Origin of the sequence: Porcipelethomonas ammoniilytica, from assembly GCF_025567485.1 — a bacterium.
In the GTDB taxonomy this organism is placed as follows: domain Bacteria; phylum Bacillota; class Clostridia; order Oscillospirales; family Ruminococcaceae; genus Porcipelethomonas; species Porcipelethomonas ammoniilytica.
This window is the reverse complement of sequence record NZ_JAOQKH010000004.1, coordinates 106,007-121,004: the sequence shown is the minus strand read 5'-3', so window position 1 is coordinate 121,004 and position 14,998 is coordinate 106,007. Positions and strand designations below refer to the sequence as shown.

Here is a 14,998-nt window from a genome sequence, read left to right as displayed (position 1 = left end):
TGAGACGTTTTTGCAGCTTGCGTTCTCCACTTAACTGCACCCATCTTCATTAGGTGTGAATTTTAGATGTTACGTCTTGCCTTTTATGGGGAGACCAATCAGTTTAGCTGAAAAATGACGGATAAAGTTTTTCTTTGTTTTACTTTCTTTCACATGAAAGAAAGTAAAGTACGTGTTTCTTTGGTTCGTTTCTTGTCACGAGACAAGAAATGAACAAGAAAAAAGATTTATTTCAGTTTATTTTTTATGTAAATCTGGATCATCTGTTCTACCCATAAGATAATCAATGGAGCAATCAAGGTAATCAGCGATTTTTGCAAGGTTATCTGCCTTTGGCATAGATGTTTTGAAATTTGCCATTGTATTTCTGCCAAGATTGACTTCTTTAAGTACAGTAGACACTGTTAATCCTTTTGATTTTGCAATTAATTTTATTCTTTCTGCAATTTCAGATGAAATATATTCATTTTGCACAAATAAAACACCTCCGATTTATGCAAACAGCTAAAATTCACTAAACTTAGATGATTGTTGTTGACTTTTCTCTAAGTTTAGAGTATAATGTGATTAAGCTATTGAAACGGTTTAAACGCCCAACGGACTAAAACAACCTCATAATTATCTCATAAAATGTAAACCTCGTTTTAGTCCGTCAATAGCTAAATTTTTTGAATGGAGAGATAAAAAATGGTTACTAAGGAAGATTTTGGTAAGCGATTTAAGCAAATAAGATTGGAAAAAGGCGTAACTGAGAAAGAAATGGGCAAAGCAATAGGTCACACTGAAAAATACATAAAAAATATAGAAAACGGCGTTACTTTACCCACCCTTAGACATTTTTTCAGAATTTGTGATTATTTCGGCATTACTGCTTATCTGTTTTTTCGTTTTGATATTGATTATCCGATTCTATTTAATGAACTTATTTCTGAATGTGAAAAGCTTAACGATGATCAAAAAGGTATGATTATAAATGTAACAAAAGATATGATCAGAGCTAATGAAAGAAGAAGGTAAGAGCTATTTCTTATAATAATCCTTTTCTTTCTTCCTTTTTTTCATACGCAAAATAATTAACACAACAATAACTGCCGCTGCCACAGCCCCGACTCCGATAAGAGCTATGATATAAGGCATGTCCTTATTACCGTCAAGGTATTCAATTGAAATTTTATTTTCTTTAGCGTATTTTTTTGCCTGACTGTCAAAATTAGCCTTTATGGTAAATCCGTCGATTTTATGGAAATTACCCTCGTCATCATCAGTAAAACCGAAAGCATGGTCGCCGATTTCCGTTACGTTATCCGATATAGTCACATTTGTTAATAGGGTACATTCCAGAAATGCGTAAGGCCCGATTGTTGTTACCGTATCGGGAATCACAACTTCTCTCAAAGAAGTACAGTCGCAGAATAAGCTGTCCGGAAGTTCTGTAACGCCGGCAGGGATTTCCATATATTTCAGTGAGGTACAGTTTGAAAACGCCGCAGTTCCCAAAGAAATAAGTGAATCTGTAAGATTTATTTCACTTACATAAGTATTTGCGAAAAATGCACCGTCGGAAATATACTGAACCGTTTCAGGCAGGTTAAATACTTCGTCTGTTTTACCGGCAGGATAGCTTACAAGATTGGTCATATCGGCAGTGTAAAGAATACCGTTTTCAGCCGTATATGTAGTATTTCCGTCTGCTACCTTGTATTCGGTCAGGTCTGCGCAGCCGAGAAATGCAAGCGAACCCACTGAGTTGAGAGTTGAAGGTAGAGTAACCGTTTTCAGTCCCTGACTGTAATAAAACGACAGACTGCCCAGCGATTCAAGTCCCTCAGGAAGCTCAAGAGTTTCACCCATAACGCTGTAGGCAAATGCGTAATCACTTATATCCGTAATTGTTTCGGGTATATCGAACCATGACAAATCATTGCAGTAACTGAAAGCATACTCCCCTATTGTGGTTACGCTTTGGGGTATTTCTATTTCTTCAAGTTCAACGCAGAGCGCAAACGTCTGTTTAGGTATTTCAGTTATACCATCGGGTATTTTGACTTTTTTCAGTCCCGTACAGCCTGTAAAAACAGATTCTCCCATATATTTTACTGAATCTGGCAATATTACTTCCTTAAGCTTCTCACATTCTGCAAAAGCGTTTGTTTCTACGCCGATCACTGCATAACCGTCAACTTCTTTTGATATATTAACCGAACTTACATTATCATCGCAATCGGTAATATACACTCCGCCGTCGACTTTTTTGTAGGTAAGGACTTCATCTGTAAAAGTGTTCTCGTCCGACTCATCAGTCGTTTCCTCAGCGTAAACAGATATAGAAAAACTCGCCGCCATACATGCTGCTGTAAAAATTACAGCAGCTTTTTTTATATACAAAAACTTCATAAAATTCTCCGTTTATTTATTCGTTTCCATTATTTTCACTTTCTTCACTGTCATCCTTGTAATCGTCGTAATCGCCTTCATTTTCGTCGTCATAATCATAGTTTTTGACTTTTTTGACAAATACAATCACAACGATTATAATAACCGCAGCAGCTATACAGATACTTATCACAACGCCCGGTTTTACCTTTGATTCACTGGAGTTTTTACCTGTATCCGTATTTGCAGGCTCAATTTCAATAAATTCAATACCGTTTTCAGTACAATAAGACTGGGCGTATGAACCGGAATATCCGCTGATAGAAAAACCGTCTACAGCAATAATCTCATGGGTTTGATCGGTAGTAAAACCGAAGGCGCTGTAGCCTATACTAATGACAGTAGCAGGTATTTCAATGGTTTTAAAGCCTGTTGAAACAAACGCACCCTGTCCTATTTCTGTCAGTGAAGCAGGAAAAGTAAACTCCGTCATTGATTCACACTCAAAAAATGCGGCGTCTCCGATAAGAGTCATAGTATCCGGCAGCGTTATATTTTTCAGTGATTTACAGCCTGAAAAAGTATATTGTTCAAGAGTCGTTACGCCATCAGGAATCACCACATTATCCAGTGATTCGCACTCAGCAAAGCAAAATGATCCGATATATTCAAGACTGTCCGGAAGATTGACCGTTTTAAGCTCTTTACAAACTGCAAATGCACTGGACTGAATTGCAACAGTACCGTCAGGGATCGTAATTTCAGTTGGATTTTTTCCGCAGGGATAAACAAAATACGCAAGTCCGTCTTTGCCGACGATTGCGCCGTTTTCATCAGCCTTGTAAATTTCATTTTCTTCGTCAACTTTAAATTCGGTAATAGACGTACTGCCGTAAAAGGTATAGTCACCGAAATCTTCGATATTTTTTGAAATAGTAATATTTTTTATAAATTCCTTTTCATTAAATGCGTAATCTCCGATTTTAGTGACCTTTATCCCGTCAATTTCCTCGGGAATTACCACACTTTCTTCATTTCCCAGATATTCCTCAAGTACAACGTATTTCTCGCCGCTTTCTTCACTGGATTCAAAGGAATATTTATAATTTCCGTCTTCAGTAGTCAGATACCCGTCATCTTCGTCTGTTACGGATTCTTCTGCTGCTGTTTCTTCCTCAGATACTTCCTCGTCAGCATAAACGCTGAATGAAACAGAACATACTGTTATCAAAGATGCGCTTAATATAAGAGATAATTTTTTTAATTTCATAATTTTAATCCTCAATTTTATTTATCTGAAGATTTTGTAAAATCTTCAATAAAAATTATAAATTCTTAACTTTCTTGTCTTGATACAAGAAAGTAAAAAAGAAAGTATAGCAAAGAAAAGAAAAAGGGTTGGATAAATTAAGTTAATACTTATTCACCCAATAAAAGGTAATTTATTTCTTTGTTGCCGCCATCACCCATCATATCAAAGGGTAATCTTGAGAGATCTTTCAGTTGCACCAATCTTAATTGGGTGTAAATTTTATATGTAACGTCTTGCCTTTTATGAGGAGACCTATTAGTTCAACTGCAAAATGACGGATGAAATTTTTTCTTTGCGAGCTTTCTTTTCAGATGAAAAGAAAGCGATACGTGCTTCTTTGGTTCGTTTCTTGTCACGAGACAAGAAATGAACAACAAAAAATCTTTATATTACTTTCTTAAGAAAGTAATTATTCGACAGTAACAGATTTAGCCAGATTTCTCGGCTTATCCACATCATTACCCTTTAAAACGGACGTATAATAAGCTATAAGCTGTAACGGTACTACAGCGATCATCGGCATTAAAATATCCTCAATTTCAGGCAGACCGAATTTAAAATCTGCAATATCGCTGTCAGGCGTATAAGAATCACGGCATATCATTACCACTTTAGCGCCTCTTGCTTTAACCTCCTTAATGTTGCTTACAGTCTTTTCAAAAAGTTTCTGCTGCGTAGCAACGGCAATAACAGGCATTCCGTCGGAGATGAGCGAAATAGTACCGTGCTTAAGTTCGCCTGCCGCATAGGATTCGGAATGTATATAGGAAATTTCCTTGAGCTTCAAAGACCCTTCCATACTCAACGCATAGTCAAGACCTCTTCCAATGTAAAGCAGACTGTCAGCCGTGATAAGAGACGATGCAATATACTGTGTTTCCTCTTTATTTTCAAGTATCTGTTCTATCAGTTCAGGAGTTTTCTGCAAAAGCTCTGTCAGTCGTCTGCACTCGGATTCGTCAATTTCTCCAACAGCCAGTGCCAATTCAAATGCAAGAAGATACATAACAGCGATCTGTACCATATATGCCTTTGTTGAAGCTACTGCAATTTCAGGACCTGCATGAGTATATATCAGCATATCAGCTTCTCTTGCAATGGAACTGCCCTTCGCATTTACTACTGCAAGAGTTTTAGCGCCCAGTTCTTTAGCAAGTCTCATAGCCGCAAGACTATCGGCAGTTTCTCCTGACTGTGAAATTATAATTACAAGATCCTTATCGGTAATCAGAGGATCTCTGTATCTGAATTCAGAAGCGATATCCACTATTACCGGTACTTTCGCAAGCTTTTCTATAACGTATTTACCCACCATACCTGCATGCATAGCAGTACCGCAGGCTACAACATAGATCTGATTGAAACCTTTCAGTATTTCAGGCGTGATACCACACTCCTCAAGATTCGGCAGACCGTCTGTAATTCTCGGAGCTATCGTAGTTTTTATGGCATTAGGCTGTTCATGGATTTCTTTCAGCATGAAATGCTCGTAACCGCCTTTTTCAGCGGCGTCCATATCCCAGTCGGCAGTTTTAAGTTCTTTTTTAATTTCATTGAGGTGACGGTCATAAACAGTTACGCCCGATTTATTCAGTACTGCTATTTCACCATGTTCAAGCAGGTAGTAATCCTTTGTATATTTCAAAATTGCAGGCACGTCGGAAGCGATAAAGCTTTCATTTTCACCGACACCTACAATCAGCGGACTTTCACAGCGTACCGCATAAACAGTATCCTTAAAGTCAGCAAAAACAATACCAAGTGCAAAAGAGCCTTCAAGCTCATGCATTACTTTTTTTATCGTTTCAAGAGGATTGCCGTCATAGTAGTAATCAAGAAGCTGAGCCACAACCTCCGTATCAGTCTCGCTTTGAAAAACACGTCCCTGAGACAGAAGAAATTCCTTCAAAGGCTTATAATTCTCAATTATACCGTTATGTACGATCGTAACTCTCTCACCGCTATGAGGGTGGGAATTGACATCTGAAGGTTCACCGTGGGTAGCCCATCTTGTATGACCGATACCCGCAAAACCGTTAGGAATTCCCTCTTTTTCCATTTTATTTTCAAGATCCTTAAGGCGTCCCTTAGACTTTGCAACTTTAATTTCACCATTATCAAAAACCGCAATACCTGCTGAATCATAACCTCTGTACTCAAGCTTTGAAAGAGCGTCTATAAGCACCTCAGTACATTGTCTTGAGCCTACATAACCAACTATTCCGCACATATCATAATATGATTTCCCTGTTTAAGGCAAATCTACTCCTTTCGATTTGTTTGTCTTTTATATTATACTATATTCAATATAATTATAGTATAATTATCCGATATGCAGAGAGCAAAATTTTATTCTGCGATTAAATTTATTATATCATAGTCATCGGAAAATTGCAACAGACTTGCACTTTATTAGATGACAAATGTGTGAAAAATATATAAAAATTCCCTGTAATTTTTATATGTACAGGGAATGATTCAATTTATTCTTAAAAATACCGCTTTGTAAAAGCGTAGGTAAAACATATTTGTCATTTTCTTTGATTGCCCAAAGAAACAAGTTTCTTTAAAACTTCTTTTATTAACTTTCTTGTTTCGTACATTCTACGCTTTGTAAAAGCGAAAGCAAAACATATTTGTCATTTTCTTTGATTGCCCAAAGAAAATAACGAAAAGAAATGCCCTTCTTTCTTTGTTCACACAAAGAAAAGAAGCAAAGAAAGGTAACGACTGCATAATTGACAGTAAAAAATCACGCAAGGTACTCTCCCAAAACTGTACTGAGACATATCTGCTACTTGCGTTCTCCACTTAACTGCCCCCATCTTCATTGGGCGTGAATTTTTGATGTCACGTCTTGCCTTTTATTGGGAGACCTATTAGTTCAGAAACTGTATGACGGATAAAGTTTTTCTTTGTTTTACTTTCTTTCACATGAAAGAAAGTAAAATACGTGTTTCTTTGGTTCGTTTCTTGTCACGAGACAAGAAATGAACAAGAAAAAAGATTTATTTCAGTTTATTTTTTATGTGAATTGGGATCATTCGTTCTGCCGAAAAGATAATCTACAGAACAATCTAAATAATCGGCAATTGCATATAAATTTTTTGATTTCATTCCTTCTTGGCTTTTGGCTGCCTGTGAAATTGCATTTCTGCCAAGACCACATTTTTCCTGCATTTCTAATATTGAAATGCCTTTGATTTTTGCAATTTGTTTAATACGCAAAACCATTTCTTGTGAATTATACATAAAAATAATACCTCATTTTTGTTAAAAAAATAGAATTACACTGTTAATCGTGATATTTAATTGACAAGCACGATTAATCGTGCTATAATTTTATTAAGCTATTGAAACGGTTTAATGCCAACGGACTAAAACAACCTCATAATTATCTCATAAAATGTAAACCTCGTTTTAGTCCGTCAATAGCTAAATTTTTTGAATGGAGAGATAAAAAATGGTTACTAAGGAAGAATTTGGTAAGCGCTTTAAGCATATAAGATTGGAAAAAGGCGTAACTGAGAAAGAAATGGGCAAAGCGATAGGTCACACTGAAAAATACATAAAAAATATAGAAAACGGCGTTACTTTACCCACCTTTAGACATTTTTTCAGAATTTGTAATTATTTCGGCATTACTGCTTATCTGTTTTTTTTGCTTTGATATTGATTATCCGATTCTATATAATGAGCTTCTTACTGAAATTGAAAAGCTTAGTGATGAACAAAAAGATATGGTTTCTGAAATAGTAAAAGATATTATAAAATCAAAAGAAAGAACTAATTTAGAAAAATAACTTTTTTGCTTACCTGCCGAGACTTTATTGTTATATCATCAAACTAAAGACGATATAAAAGTTTTTTTGCCTACTTTTTTTCAAAATTTTTTCCTCAATTCTCTATAAAAACTGCTTTGCGAGTATTTAAAAACTGTTTCAAGTTGCTTTTGCTCAACATAAAAGTTTTTTTGCCTACTTTTTTTTCAAAAAAAGTAGGTTATTGTTTTGCACGGGTTTTTGCTCTTAAAGTATTGCTTAAGATTCTCTTTCTGATACGTATATTTTCAGGAGTAACTTCAAGAAGCTCGTCGTCTGCGAGGAATTCAAGACTGTCCTCCAGGCTTAGACGTCTTGGGGGAACAAGCCTTAAAGCATCGTCCGAACCGCTTGCACGAGTATTTGTAAGGTGCTTTTTCTTGCACACATTAACTACTAAGTCCTCAGCCTTTGGAGACGCTCCGACGATCATGCCCTCGTATACAGGAGTACCCGCAGGAATAAACAGCTGACCTCTTTCCTGTGCGTTGTAAAGACCGTATGTGACCGCTTCGCCTGTTTCAAAGGAAACAAGTGAACCTGTATTTCTTCTTGGGATCTCTCCCTTGTACGGCTGATAGCTGTCAAACACGCTGGACATAATACCTTCGCCTTTAGTGTCGGTCAAAAATTCGCTCTTGTAGCCGAAAAGTCCTCTGGACGGTATTAAAAATTCCAGTTTCATTCTTGAACCCTGTGGGTGCATTTCCAGCATTTCAGCCTTTCTGGTACCCATTTTTTCCATGACTGAACCTACGCATTCTTCCGGTACGTCGATAACAAGTCTTTCAACAGGTTCAAGCTTCTGACCGTTTTCGTCCTCTTTGAAAAGTACTCTAGGAGTGGAAACCGAAAGCTCATAGCCTTCACGTCTCATATTTTCAATCAGTATTGAAAGATGCATTTCACCGCGTCCGGCAACTCTGAAAGCGTCGGTATTTTCGGTTTCTTCAACACGCAGTGAAACGTCCTTTAAGGTTTCCTTGAAAAGTCTTTCTCTCAGCTGACGTGAAGTTACGAATTTACCCTCTTTTCCTGCAAACGGTGAATCGTTTACTGCAAATGTCATTTCAACAGTCGGCTCACTGATTTTTGTAAACGGCAGAGCCTCAACCGCCTCGGGATCGCAAATAGTGTCGCCTATAGTAATGCCCTCAATACCGCTTATCCATACGATATCTCCGGCTTCAGCTTCTTGTGCGGGAACTCTCTGGAGTCCCTCTATCTGGAGAAGTGAAACAAGCTTTGCGTTTGTAATTTTCTTGTCCGGATTCTGATGGTTGCACACAACAACATTCTGATTTACTCGAGCTTTACCTCTTGCAATACGTCCGATACCTATCCTGCCTACGTATTCGTTATAGTCGATGGAGGAAACAAGCATCTGGAACGGACCGTCCTCTTCAACCTTTGGAGGGTCGATATAATTTATAATAGTATCGAAAAGCGGAATAAGGTCGGTACCTTCCTCATACTGGCTGAGAGACGCTGTACCTGCCCTGCCCGAACAGAAAAGTATAGGACTTTCCAGCTGATCGTCATTAGCGTCAAGGTCCAGAAGGAGTTCCAGAACTTCGTCGCCGATTTCGTCAAGACGTGCGTCAGGACGGTCGATCTTATTTACAACTATGATTATCTTATGATTCATTTCCAAAGCCTTTGACAATACAAATCTTGTCTGAGGCATAGCGCCCTCGGCAGCGTCAACAAGCAGAAGTACGCCGTCGACCATGCTTAAAACTCGCTCAACTTCTCCGCCGAAATCAGCGTGTCCGGGAGTGTCGATAATATTTATTTTTGTACCGTTATAGCATACGGACGTATTTTTAGCGAGAATTGTAATACCTCTTTCACGCTCAATGTCGTTGTTGTCCATAACTCTTTCAGCAACGACCTGATTTTCTCTGAACGCTCCGCCTTGTTTCAACATTTCGTCAACCAATGTAGTTTTACCATGGTCAACGTGGGCGATAATGGCAATATTTCTTAAATCTTCTCTAATCATTTTTATTCCTCCTTCCAGCTTTTTGAAAAAAGCTGGGCAAAAACTTTTATATCGATTTTAGTTTACTGATATATTTTAATCAATTCACGATGGTTTACCTTGATGAGAATTGAAGATAAATTTTGAAAAAAGCTGGGCAAAAACTTTTATATCGATTTTAATTTACTGATATATTTTAATCAATTCACGATGGTTTACTTTGCAGAGAATTGAAGATAAAACTTTTATGACGAGTTTCATTAACTTGAAACTTTTTATAAAGACACGCAAAGTTAATTTTACAGAGAAAAGCTGGGCAAAAACTTTTATGTCGATTTTAATTTACTGATATATTTTAATCAATTCACGATGGTTTACTTTACAGAGAATTGAAGATAAAATTATCAAGTTTATTTAATTAAATAAAAGCATGATATTACAAATTATTTCTTTACAGTAAATTTGTTTCCTAAATGAGTCTGCAAGACTTTGCTTACATCCCAAGGATTCCCCTCCGTAAAAGCGTTTTTACGGATAATATATCCATTTTTTCTCGTTTCATATAGAAAAAAGTACTCCGGTGTTTCAACAGCATATATAAGCTTAGTATACTCTATACTTTTATTAACAATATTCTTATCTTTTCCAAATTGGACGTTAAATTCATAATAAAAAAATTTATAAACCGCAGTTTCATGGTACTTAAGCATTTCTTTCAGCAGCTTGTCCGGTTTGCTTATATAGTTACTGTAAAAAATGCAAAAAGCATATATGTAATAAGGTAAAAAGCAGACAATGAAAAATATACAAGTAACGGCAACTGTCCAAAGCGGCGCGCCGCCTGCTAATGCAAGCATTAAAATAATAGTCATCAAAACAGCAATTCCTATTGCAAATCCGTCAATAAACTTTCTGACGGATGATTTCGGACCTTTTATAAAAAATTTTCTTGCATCATTACGATTATAAACCATTTCAGCTTTATACATAATTCCCCCGTTATTTCACCCTTGATACAAATTTATTTCCCAATTGCATTTCAAACAGTGTACGAAGTTCTTCCGCACTTCCTTCAATTATTTCAGATTTTCTGATTGAATTATAAACTGGTTTTGAATATTTCCATAAAAAATATTGTTCATTTTCCACTGCTTTGCTAACTATTTTCCAATCAAATTTAATTGATGACGAATAACCTGTTCCTTGTAAATCAGAAAATATACCTTCATCTTTAAATGTAAAAATATGCTCATCATATAATCTTACTCTTTCTGATGTTCTTAAAATAGATTCATATTTAATAACTTCTGATACAAGAAGAAGTGTAGCAAATAAACCGCCTATAACAAAGAGATTTAGTAAAAAAATTTGATTTTTAATATAAAGAAATAATGAAGATATAGCAAATATTACTAATAAAAAAGTATATAAAATCTGTGAATATTTTCTTGATTTTTCAAAAGTTTTATATATCTCTTTTATATCATGTGTATCTCTATAAGAACATTTAGCCTTAACCATAATTACCCCTTAACTCTGTTAACGAACCTGTTTCCCATTTCTCTAGAAACAATGTTTCTTATATCCTCTGCGGTACCCTGAGAAATGCCGTTTTTTTTAAGAATATAAGCCTCATTTCTCTTTATATGAATGAAAAAGTACTTTTCAGTTTCAGTAAATTTAAAAATATCACGGTAATTTTTTCTGATATCAAAAAAACCGTCAGAATTTTCAATAGAAATTCCCATACTTTTTTCATTTAAGGTATATTTAATGGGTGCATTTCCATACTTTTTCTTAAAATTTTTATATGTAAGGCGTGGATTTACTATAAACATATACACATAAACAAAAACGCACCATATAATACCTGCAATTGAAATTTTAAGATTTCTTCCGGAATTACCTGTACACAAAGAAATTACCAGCAAAACAACCATAGCGGCAATAAAAATCCCAAGCATTATTTTAACAGAGGACAAACCGCTTTTGTTCAGCTGTCTGATATCCTCAAAATCTATTGTATTTTCAGCTTTAATTGTCATAGATCCTCCTGATTACAAGTTTTTAATCTTATTGCCCTAAAATAATCAACATGTTCAGTACATTTTGTTTAATCAGCGTTTTTTTTACTGCATAAAAAATGTCCTGCATAAAAATGCAGGACAAATTTGGTGGGAGAAGATGGATTCGAACCATCGAAGCTGAAAGCAACAGATTTACAGTCTGCCCCCTTTGGCCACTCGGGAATTCTCCCATAAAAATTCAGCCGACTATTGCCGACAGAATCTGGAGCTGGTGGACGGACTCGAACCCCCGACCTGCTGATTACAAATCAGCTGCTCTACCAACTGAGCTACACCAGCATCTTAACAATGCTTATAAATTATAACATACTTTTTTAGGTTTGTCAAGTACTTTTTTTAGAATTTTGTAAACTTTTAATTATTCACAAGCCAACTTAAATCTAAATAATATTTCTTGCAGTACTCAAGAAATATGGTCGAGGCGACAGGACTTGAACCTGCGGCATCTTGGTCCCAAACCAAGCACTCTACCAAACTGAGTTACGCCTCGAAGCCTTGACTTTCTTCACTGTTTTAAACAGCTTTATTATTATACACAGTTTTTGTACAAATGTCAATACCTTTTTTATTTTTCGTCAAAATATACAGTTTTTCCACTTTGTTTTGGTAGTTATGTTTAATTTTTTCTGAATTTATTTTTTATGATAAATAAGCTTTTTTTATTTTATTACAAAAATTCTAAATCTTATAAATAAAAAATCCTAAGGCTTTTGCCTTAGGATTGATTGTACGCCAAGAATATTTCCCCAGCGAAATGGAGCGGATTACGAGGCTCGAACTCGCTACCTCCACCTTGGCAAGGTGGCGCTCTACCAGATGAGCTAAATCCGCATATAAAGAATATGAAATACGTCAAAAAGGACAAATGAGAACAATAAAAATCCAACTGAAATTTTTATTTACATCATATTCTTTATGGTGCCTCCGGACGGAATCGAACCATCGACACGGGGATTTTCAGTCCCCTGCTCTACCGACTGAGCTACAGAGGCATTTGCCATATTGGCGACCTGGATGGGAGTCGAACCCACGACCTCTAGCGTGACAGGCTAGCGTTCTAACCAACTGAACTACCAGGCCATTAAGTGGTGGGAACAATAGGGCTCGAACCTATGACCCTCTGCTTGTAAGGCAGATGCTCTCCCAGCTGAGCTATGCTCCCACTTTTTATCGCTGTCCCTCAGCGACTTAATTATTTTACTACAAATTCCGTCAAATGTCAATAGGTTTTTCAAAAAAAATTCATGTTTGTTAAACATAAACAAATTTATTTCGAATTTATAGTCAAAATATATACAACACTAATAAGGCTTATAAATAAAGAAACGCCCTTTATTTCTTTTTATTATATTTTTCAAAGGCTTCCTTAACGGTACCGTCATATTCAATTTTCCCGCCTGAGAGATAAATTGCACGGTCGCAGGTATCGTTTATACTGTTCATTGAATGACTTACAAACAGCACGGTAATACCGGATTCTCTGAGTTCTTTTATTTTGGATTCACATTTCTTTCTGAATTCGGCGTCGCCGACACTTAAAGCCTCGTCTATAACAAGTATGTCAGGCTTTATGTTAATATTTATTGCAAATCCCAAACGCATTTTCATACCGCTGGAATAAGTCCTTACAGGCTGGTCAATGTATTCCCCAAGCTTTGCAAAATCTATAATATTTTCTTCTATCGCCTTGATTTCATCATTTTCAAGTCCAAGGAGACAGCATTTTAGATAAATATTTTCTCTCCCTGTCATATCTGCTGAAAATCCCGCAGTAAGTTCAAGAAGTGCGGCGACTTTTCCTTTGACTGTAATATTTCCCGATGTTGCAAAGGATACTCCGGTTATCATTTTCAGAAGGGTGGATTTTCCGGCGCCGTTTCTGCCGATTATACCCACAGATTCTCCCTTGTGTACCTCAAAGCTTATATCCTTTAACGCCTGATGGCGCTTAACGCCTTTATTATTGGTAAAAATAGCTTTAAAACGAGCTTTTTCATTTTTGTAAAGAAAATACTCCTTGCTAACATGTTCAAATTTAATAACAGCTTCACTCATAAGTATTTATCTCCTTTACAGTATATCAGGCAGAATTTTACGCAGCTTTTTATAAAAATGCGAGCCTATTAAAATCAGCAGTATAAACTCTCCGTAAAAAACTATTAGTTCGGTGGTATAATTACTGTCAAAAATTGCTGTTTCATAAAGAAAGCTTTTTCTGTAGCCGTTTATAAAATAGTTTATCGGATTAAAATACATAAGCGTTCTGAGTACGGGATTTTTTACGTCATAGGTATCCCAGAAAATGCCGGAAAGCCAGAAAAGTCCGGTCATAATGGAGTTGATAAGATTTTCAAAATCTCTGCTGAAAGCGCTTAGCGGAGCGGTTGTCCATGAAAGTACCAGAAAGAAAATGTACATAAGCGGCATATAGTAGAAAAACTGAAGATTATATACTGACGGTCCGTATCCTTGCGTCAGAAGAATTATATACATTATTACGCACATTCCCAGATGCACAATAAGCGAGGCAAGTGAGCAAAATGTCATTATATTTGAAACCGGAAATGAAAGTTTTGTTACAAATTGACTGTTTTGTCTTATAGAACGTGCGCCGCCTACGATTCCTTCGCTTATAAAAAACCAAGGTATATATCCGGACAGCATAAATATAAACCGAGGATATCCGCTGACTGTTCCCGACCCTCTTATACCTACTGTAAATGCAAACCACAGTATAAAAAGGGTAAACGTAGGCTTTATAATTGCCCATAAGGGTCCCATAACAGCGCCTTTGTATTTTTTTATCAGATCGTTGACGGCTAGTACCCATATTTTTTTTAACTGTCCTTTATGCTCGGATAGTATTTCCGTAAATCCGGATAAAATTTTAATCATTAAATTTTCTCCTAACATTCTTTATCAAGAATATTTTATAATATTTTACCACGAAAGTCAAGTCCCATGTTTTTTACTCCTCCTTTATCCTCTCCAGCTTTTTGAAAAAAGCTGGGCAAAAACTTTCATATCGTCTTTTGTTTGATAGAACATTTTTCATAAGGCTCGACAGGTCAATAAACTAAGGATTAAAGATAAAATTTGAAAAAAGCTGGGCAAAAACTTTCATATCGTCTTTTGTTTGATGGAACATTTTTCATAAGGCTCGACAGGTTAATAAAAAAATTTTAAGCCAAGTATAATCAACTTGGCTTATTTTTTGAAGTCTCTAAGGAAAGTTTTTCACGATTTAAACCCTCTTCCATTATTGTAAGAACACGATTCTGATATTCATTATCAAGTTTCATAAAAATTTCCATCATTTCTTTATAGATAGAACTGTTTTTAAATTCGCTGTCAGCCATATTATTTACCTCCATAAAAAATTCAGCTATTGACGAACTAACCCAAACAATGTTATACTTAT

14 protein-coding genes and 7 tRNA genes are annotated in these 14,998 nt (G+C 36.0%); 2 read left to right on the top strand and 19 right to left on the bottom strand.

What is annotated here, in order from left to right; genetic code table 11:
* Window positions 1–237: 237 nt before the first annotated feature.
* The gene (locus OCV67_RS04745) at window positions 238–474 is read right to left on the bottom strand and encodes a helix-turn-helix domain-containing protein (protein ID WP_147642770.1); all 237 of its coding nucleotides are present in this window, start codon (window positions 472–474) and stop codon (window positions 238–240) included.
* 213 nt (window positions 475–687) lie between these two features.
* Between OCV67_RS04745 and OCV67_RS04740 the strand changes: the two genes are divergently transcribed.
* The gene (locus OCV67_RS04740) at window positions 688–1,017 is read left to right on the top strand and encodes a helix-turn-helix domain-containing protein (protein WP_147642768.1); all 330 of its coding nucleotides are present in this window, start codon (window positions 688–690) and stop codon (window positions 1,015–1,017) included.
* A 3-nt stretch (window positions 1,018–1,020) separates the two neighbouring features.
* Here the strand turns inward: OCV67_RS04740 and OCV67_RS04735 are convergent, their stop codons facing one another.
* From OCV67_RS04735 to OCV67_RS04720, 4 genes are all read right to left on the bottom strand, one after another.
* A complete protein-coding gene (locus OCV67_RS04735; protein WP_147642766.1) occupies window positions 1,021–2,394 on the bottom strand; it encodes a leucine-rich repeat domain-containing protein in 1,374 nt (457 codons plus the stop codon).
* Between the two features lie 16 nt (window positions 2,395–2,410).
* Window positions 2,411–3,643, bottom strand: a complete 1,233-nt coding sequence (locus OCV67_RS04730) for a leucine-rich repeat domain-containing protein (protein ID WP_147642764.1) — start codon at window positions 3,641–3,643, stop codon at window positions 2,411–2,413.
* A gap of 451 nt (window positions 3,644–4,094) precedes the next feature.
* The gene (gene glmS, locus OCV67_RS04725; RefSeq protein WP_147642762.1) at window positions 4,095–5,915 is read right to left on the bottom strand and encodes a glutamine--fructose-6-phosphate transaminase (isomerizing); all 1,821 of its coding nucleotides are present in this window, start codon (window positions 5,913–5,915) and stop codon (window positions 4,095–4,097) included.
* Between the two features lie 788 nt (window positions 5,916–6,703).
* A complete protein-coding gene (locus OCV67_RS04720; RefSeq protein ID WP_147642760.1) occupies window positions 6,704–6,937 on the bottom strand; it encodes a helix-turn-helix domain-containing protein in 234 nt (77 codons plus the stop codon).
* Window positions 6,938–7,148: 211 nt separating this feature from the next.
* On the opposite strand from OCV67_RS04720, the gene OCV67_RS04715 reads away from it, so the two are divergent.
* Window positions 7,149–7,355, top strand: coding sequence for a helix-turn-helix domain-containing protein (locus OCV67_RS04715; protein WP_147642758.1), 207 nt, complete (start codon window positions 7,149–7,151; stop codon window positions 7,353–7,355).
* A gap of 332 nt (window positions 7,356–7,687) precedes the next feature.
* Here OCV67_RS04715 and typA read toward each other — a convergent pair whose 3' ends face one another.
* From typA to OCV67_RS04645, 14 genes are all read right to left on the bottom strand, one after another.
* The gene (typA, locus tag OCV67_RS04710; RefSeq protein WP_147642756.1) at window positions 7,688–9,511 is read right to left on the bottom strand and encodes a translational GTPase TypA; all 1,824 of its coding nucleotides are present in this window, start codon (window positions 9,509–9,511) and stop codon (window positions 7,688–7,690) included.
* 422 nt (window positions 9,512–9,933) lie between these two features.
* Window positions 9,934–10,479 (bottom strand): YcxB family protein, encoded by a 546-nt coding sequence (locus OCV67_RS04705; protein ID WP_147642754.1) that lies wholly within the window; start codon window positions 10,477–10,479, stop codon window positions 9,934–9,936.
* Window positions 10,480–10,489: 10 nt separating this feature from the next.
* Window positions 10,490–11,011 carry a hypothetical protein gene (locus tag OCV67_RS04700; protein ID WP_147642752.1) on the bottom strand — a complete coding sequence of 174 codons (522 nt, stop codon included), beginning with the start codon at window positions 11,009–11,011 and terminating at the stop codon, window positions 10,490–10,492.
* A gap of 2 nt (window positions 11,012–11,013) precedes the next feature.
* Window positions 11,014–11,535, bottom strand: a complete 522-nt coding sequence (locus OCV67_RS04695; RefSeq protein WP_147642750.1) for a YcxB family protein — start codon at window positions 11,533–11,535, stop codon at window positions 11,014–11,016.
* Between the two features lie 127 nt (window positions 11,536–11,662).
* Window positions 11,663–11,747 (bottom strand) — tRNA-Tyr (locus OCV67_RS04690).
* 33 nt (window positions 11,748–11,780) lie between these two features.
* Window positions 11,781–11,856: transfer RNA gene (locus OCV67_RS04685), tRNA-Thr, on the bottom strand.
* 134 nt (window positions 11,857–11,990) lie between these two features.
* A tRNA-Pro gene (locus tag OCV67_RS04680) sits at window positions 11,991–12,067 on the bottom strand.
* A 265-nt stretch (window positions 12,068–12,332) separates the two neighbouring features.
* A tRNA-Gly gene (locus OCV67_RS04675) sits at window positions 12,333–12,408 on the bottom strand.
* A gap of 85 nt (window positions 12,409–12,493) precedes the next feature.
* Window positions 12,494–12,569, bottom strand: a tRNA-Phe gene (locus tag OCV67_RS04670).
* Between the two features lie 11 nt (window positions 12,570–12,580).
* A tRNA-Asp gene (locus OCV67_RS04665) sits at window positions 12,581–12,657 on the bottom strand.
* Between the two features lie 6 nt (window positions 12,658–12,663).
* A tRNA-Val gene (locus tag OCV67_RS04660) sits at window positions 12,664–12,739 on the bottom strand.
* Between the two features lie 170 nt (window positions 12,740–12,909).
* On the bottom strand, window positions 12,910–13,632 hold the full coding sequence (locus tag OCV67_RS04655) for an ABC transporter ATP-binding protein (RefSeq protein ID WP_147642748.1): 723 nt from the start codon (window positions 13,630–13,632) through the stop codon (window positions 12,910–12,912).
* 15 nt (window positions 13,633–13,647) lie between these two features.
* The gene (locus tag OCV67_RS04650; RefSeq protein WP_178085003.1) at window positions 13,648–14,472 is read right to left on the bottom strand and encodes an ABC transporter permease; all 825 of its coding nucleotides are present in this window, start codon (window positions 14,470–14,472) and stop codon (window positions 13,648–13,650) included.
* A 302-nt stretch (window positions 14,473–14,774) separates the two neighbouring features.
* On the bottom strand, window positions 14,775–14,936 hold the full coding sequence (locus OCV67_RS04645; RefSeq protein WP_178085002.1) for a hypothetical protein: 162 nt from the start codon (window positions 14,934–14,936) through the stop codon (window positions 14,775–14,777).
* Window positions 14,937–14,998 lie beyond the last annotated feature (62 nt).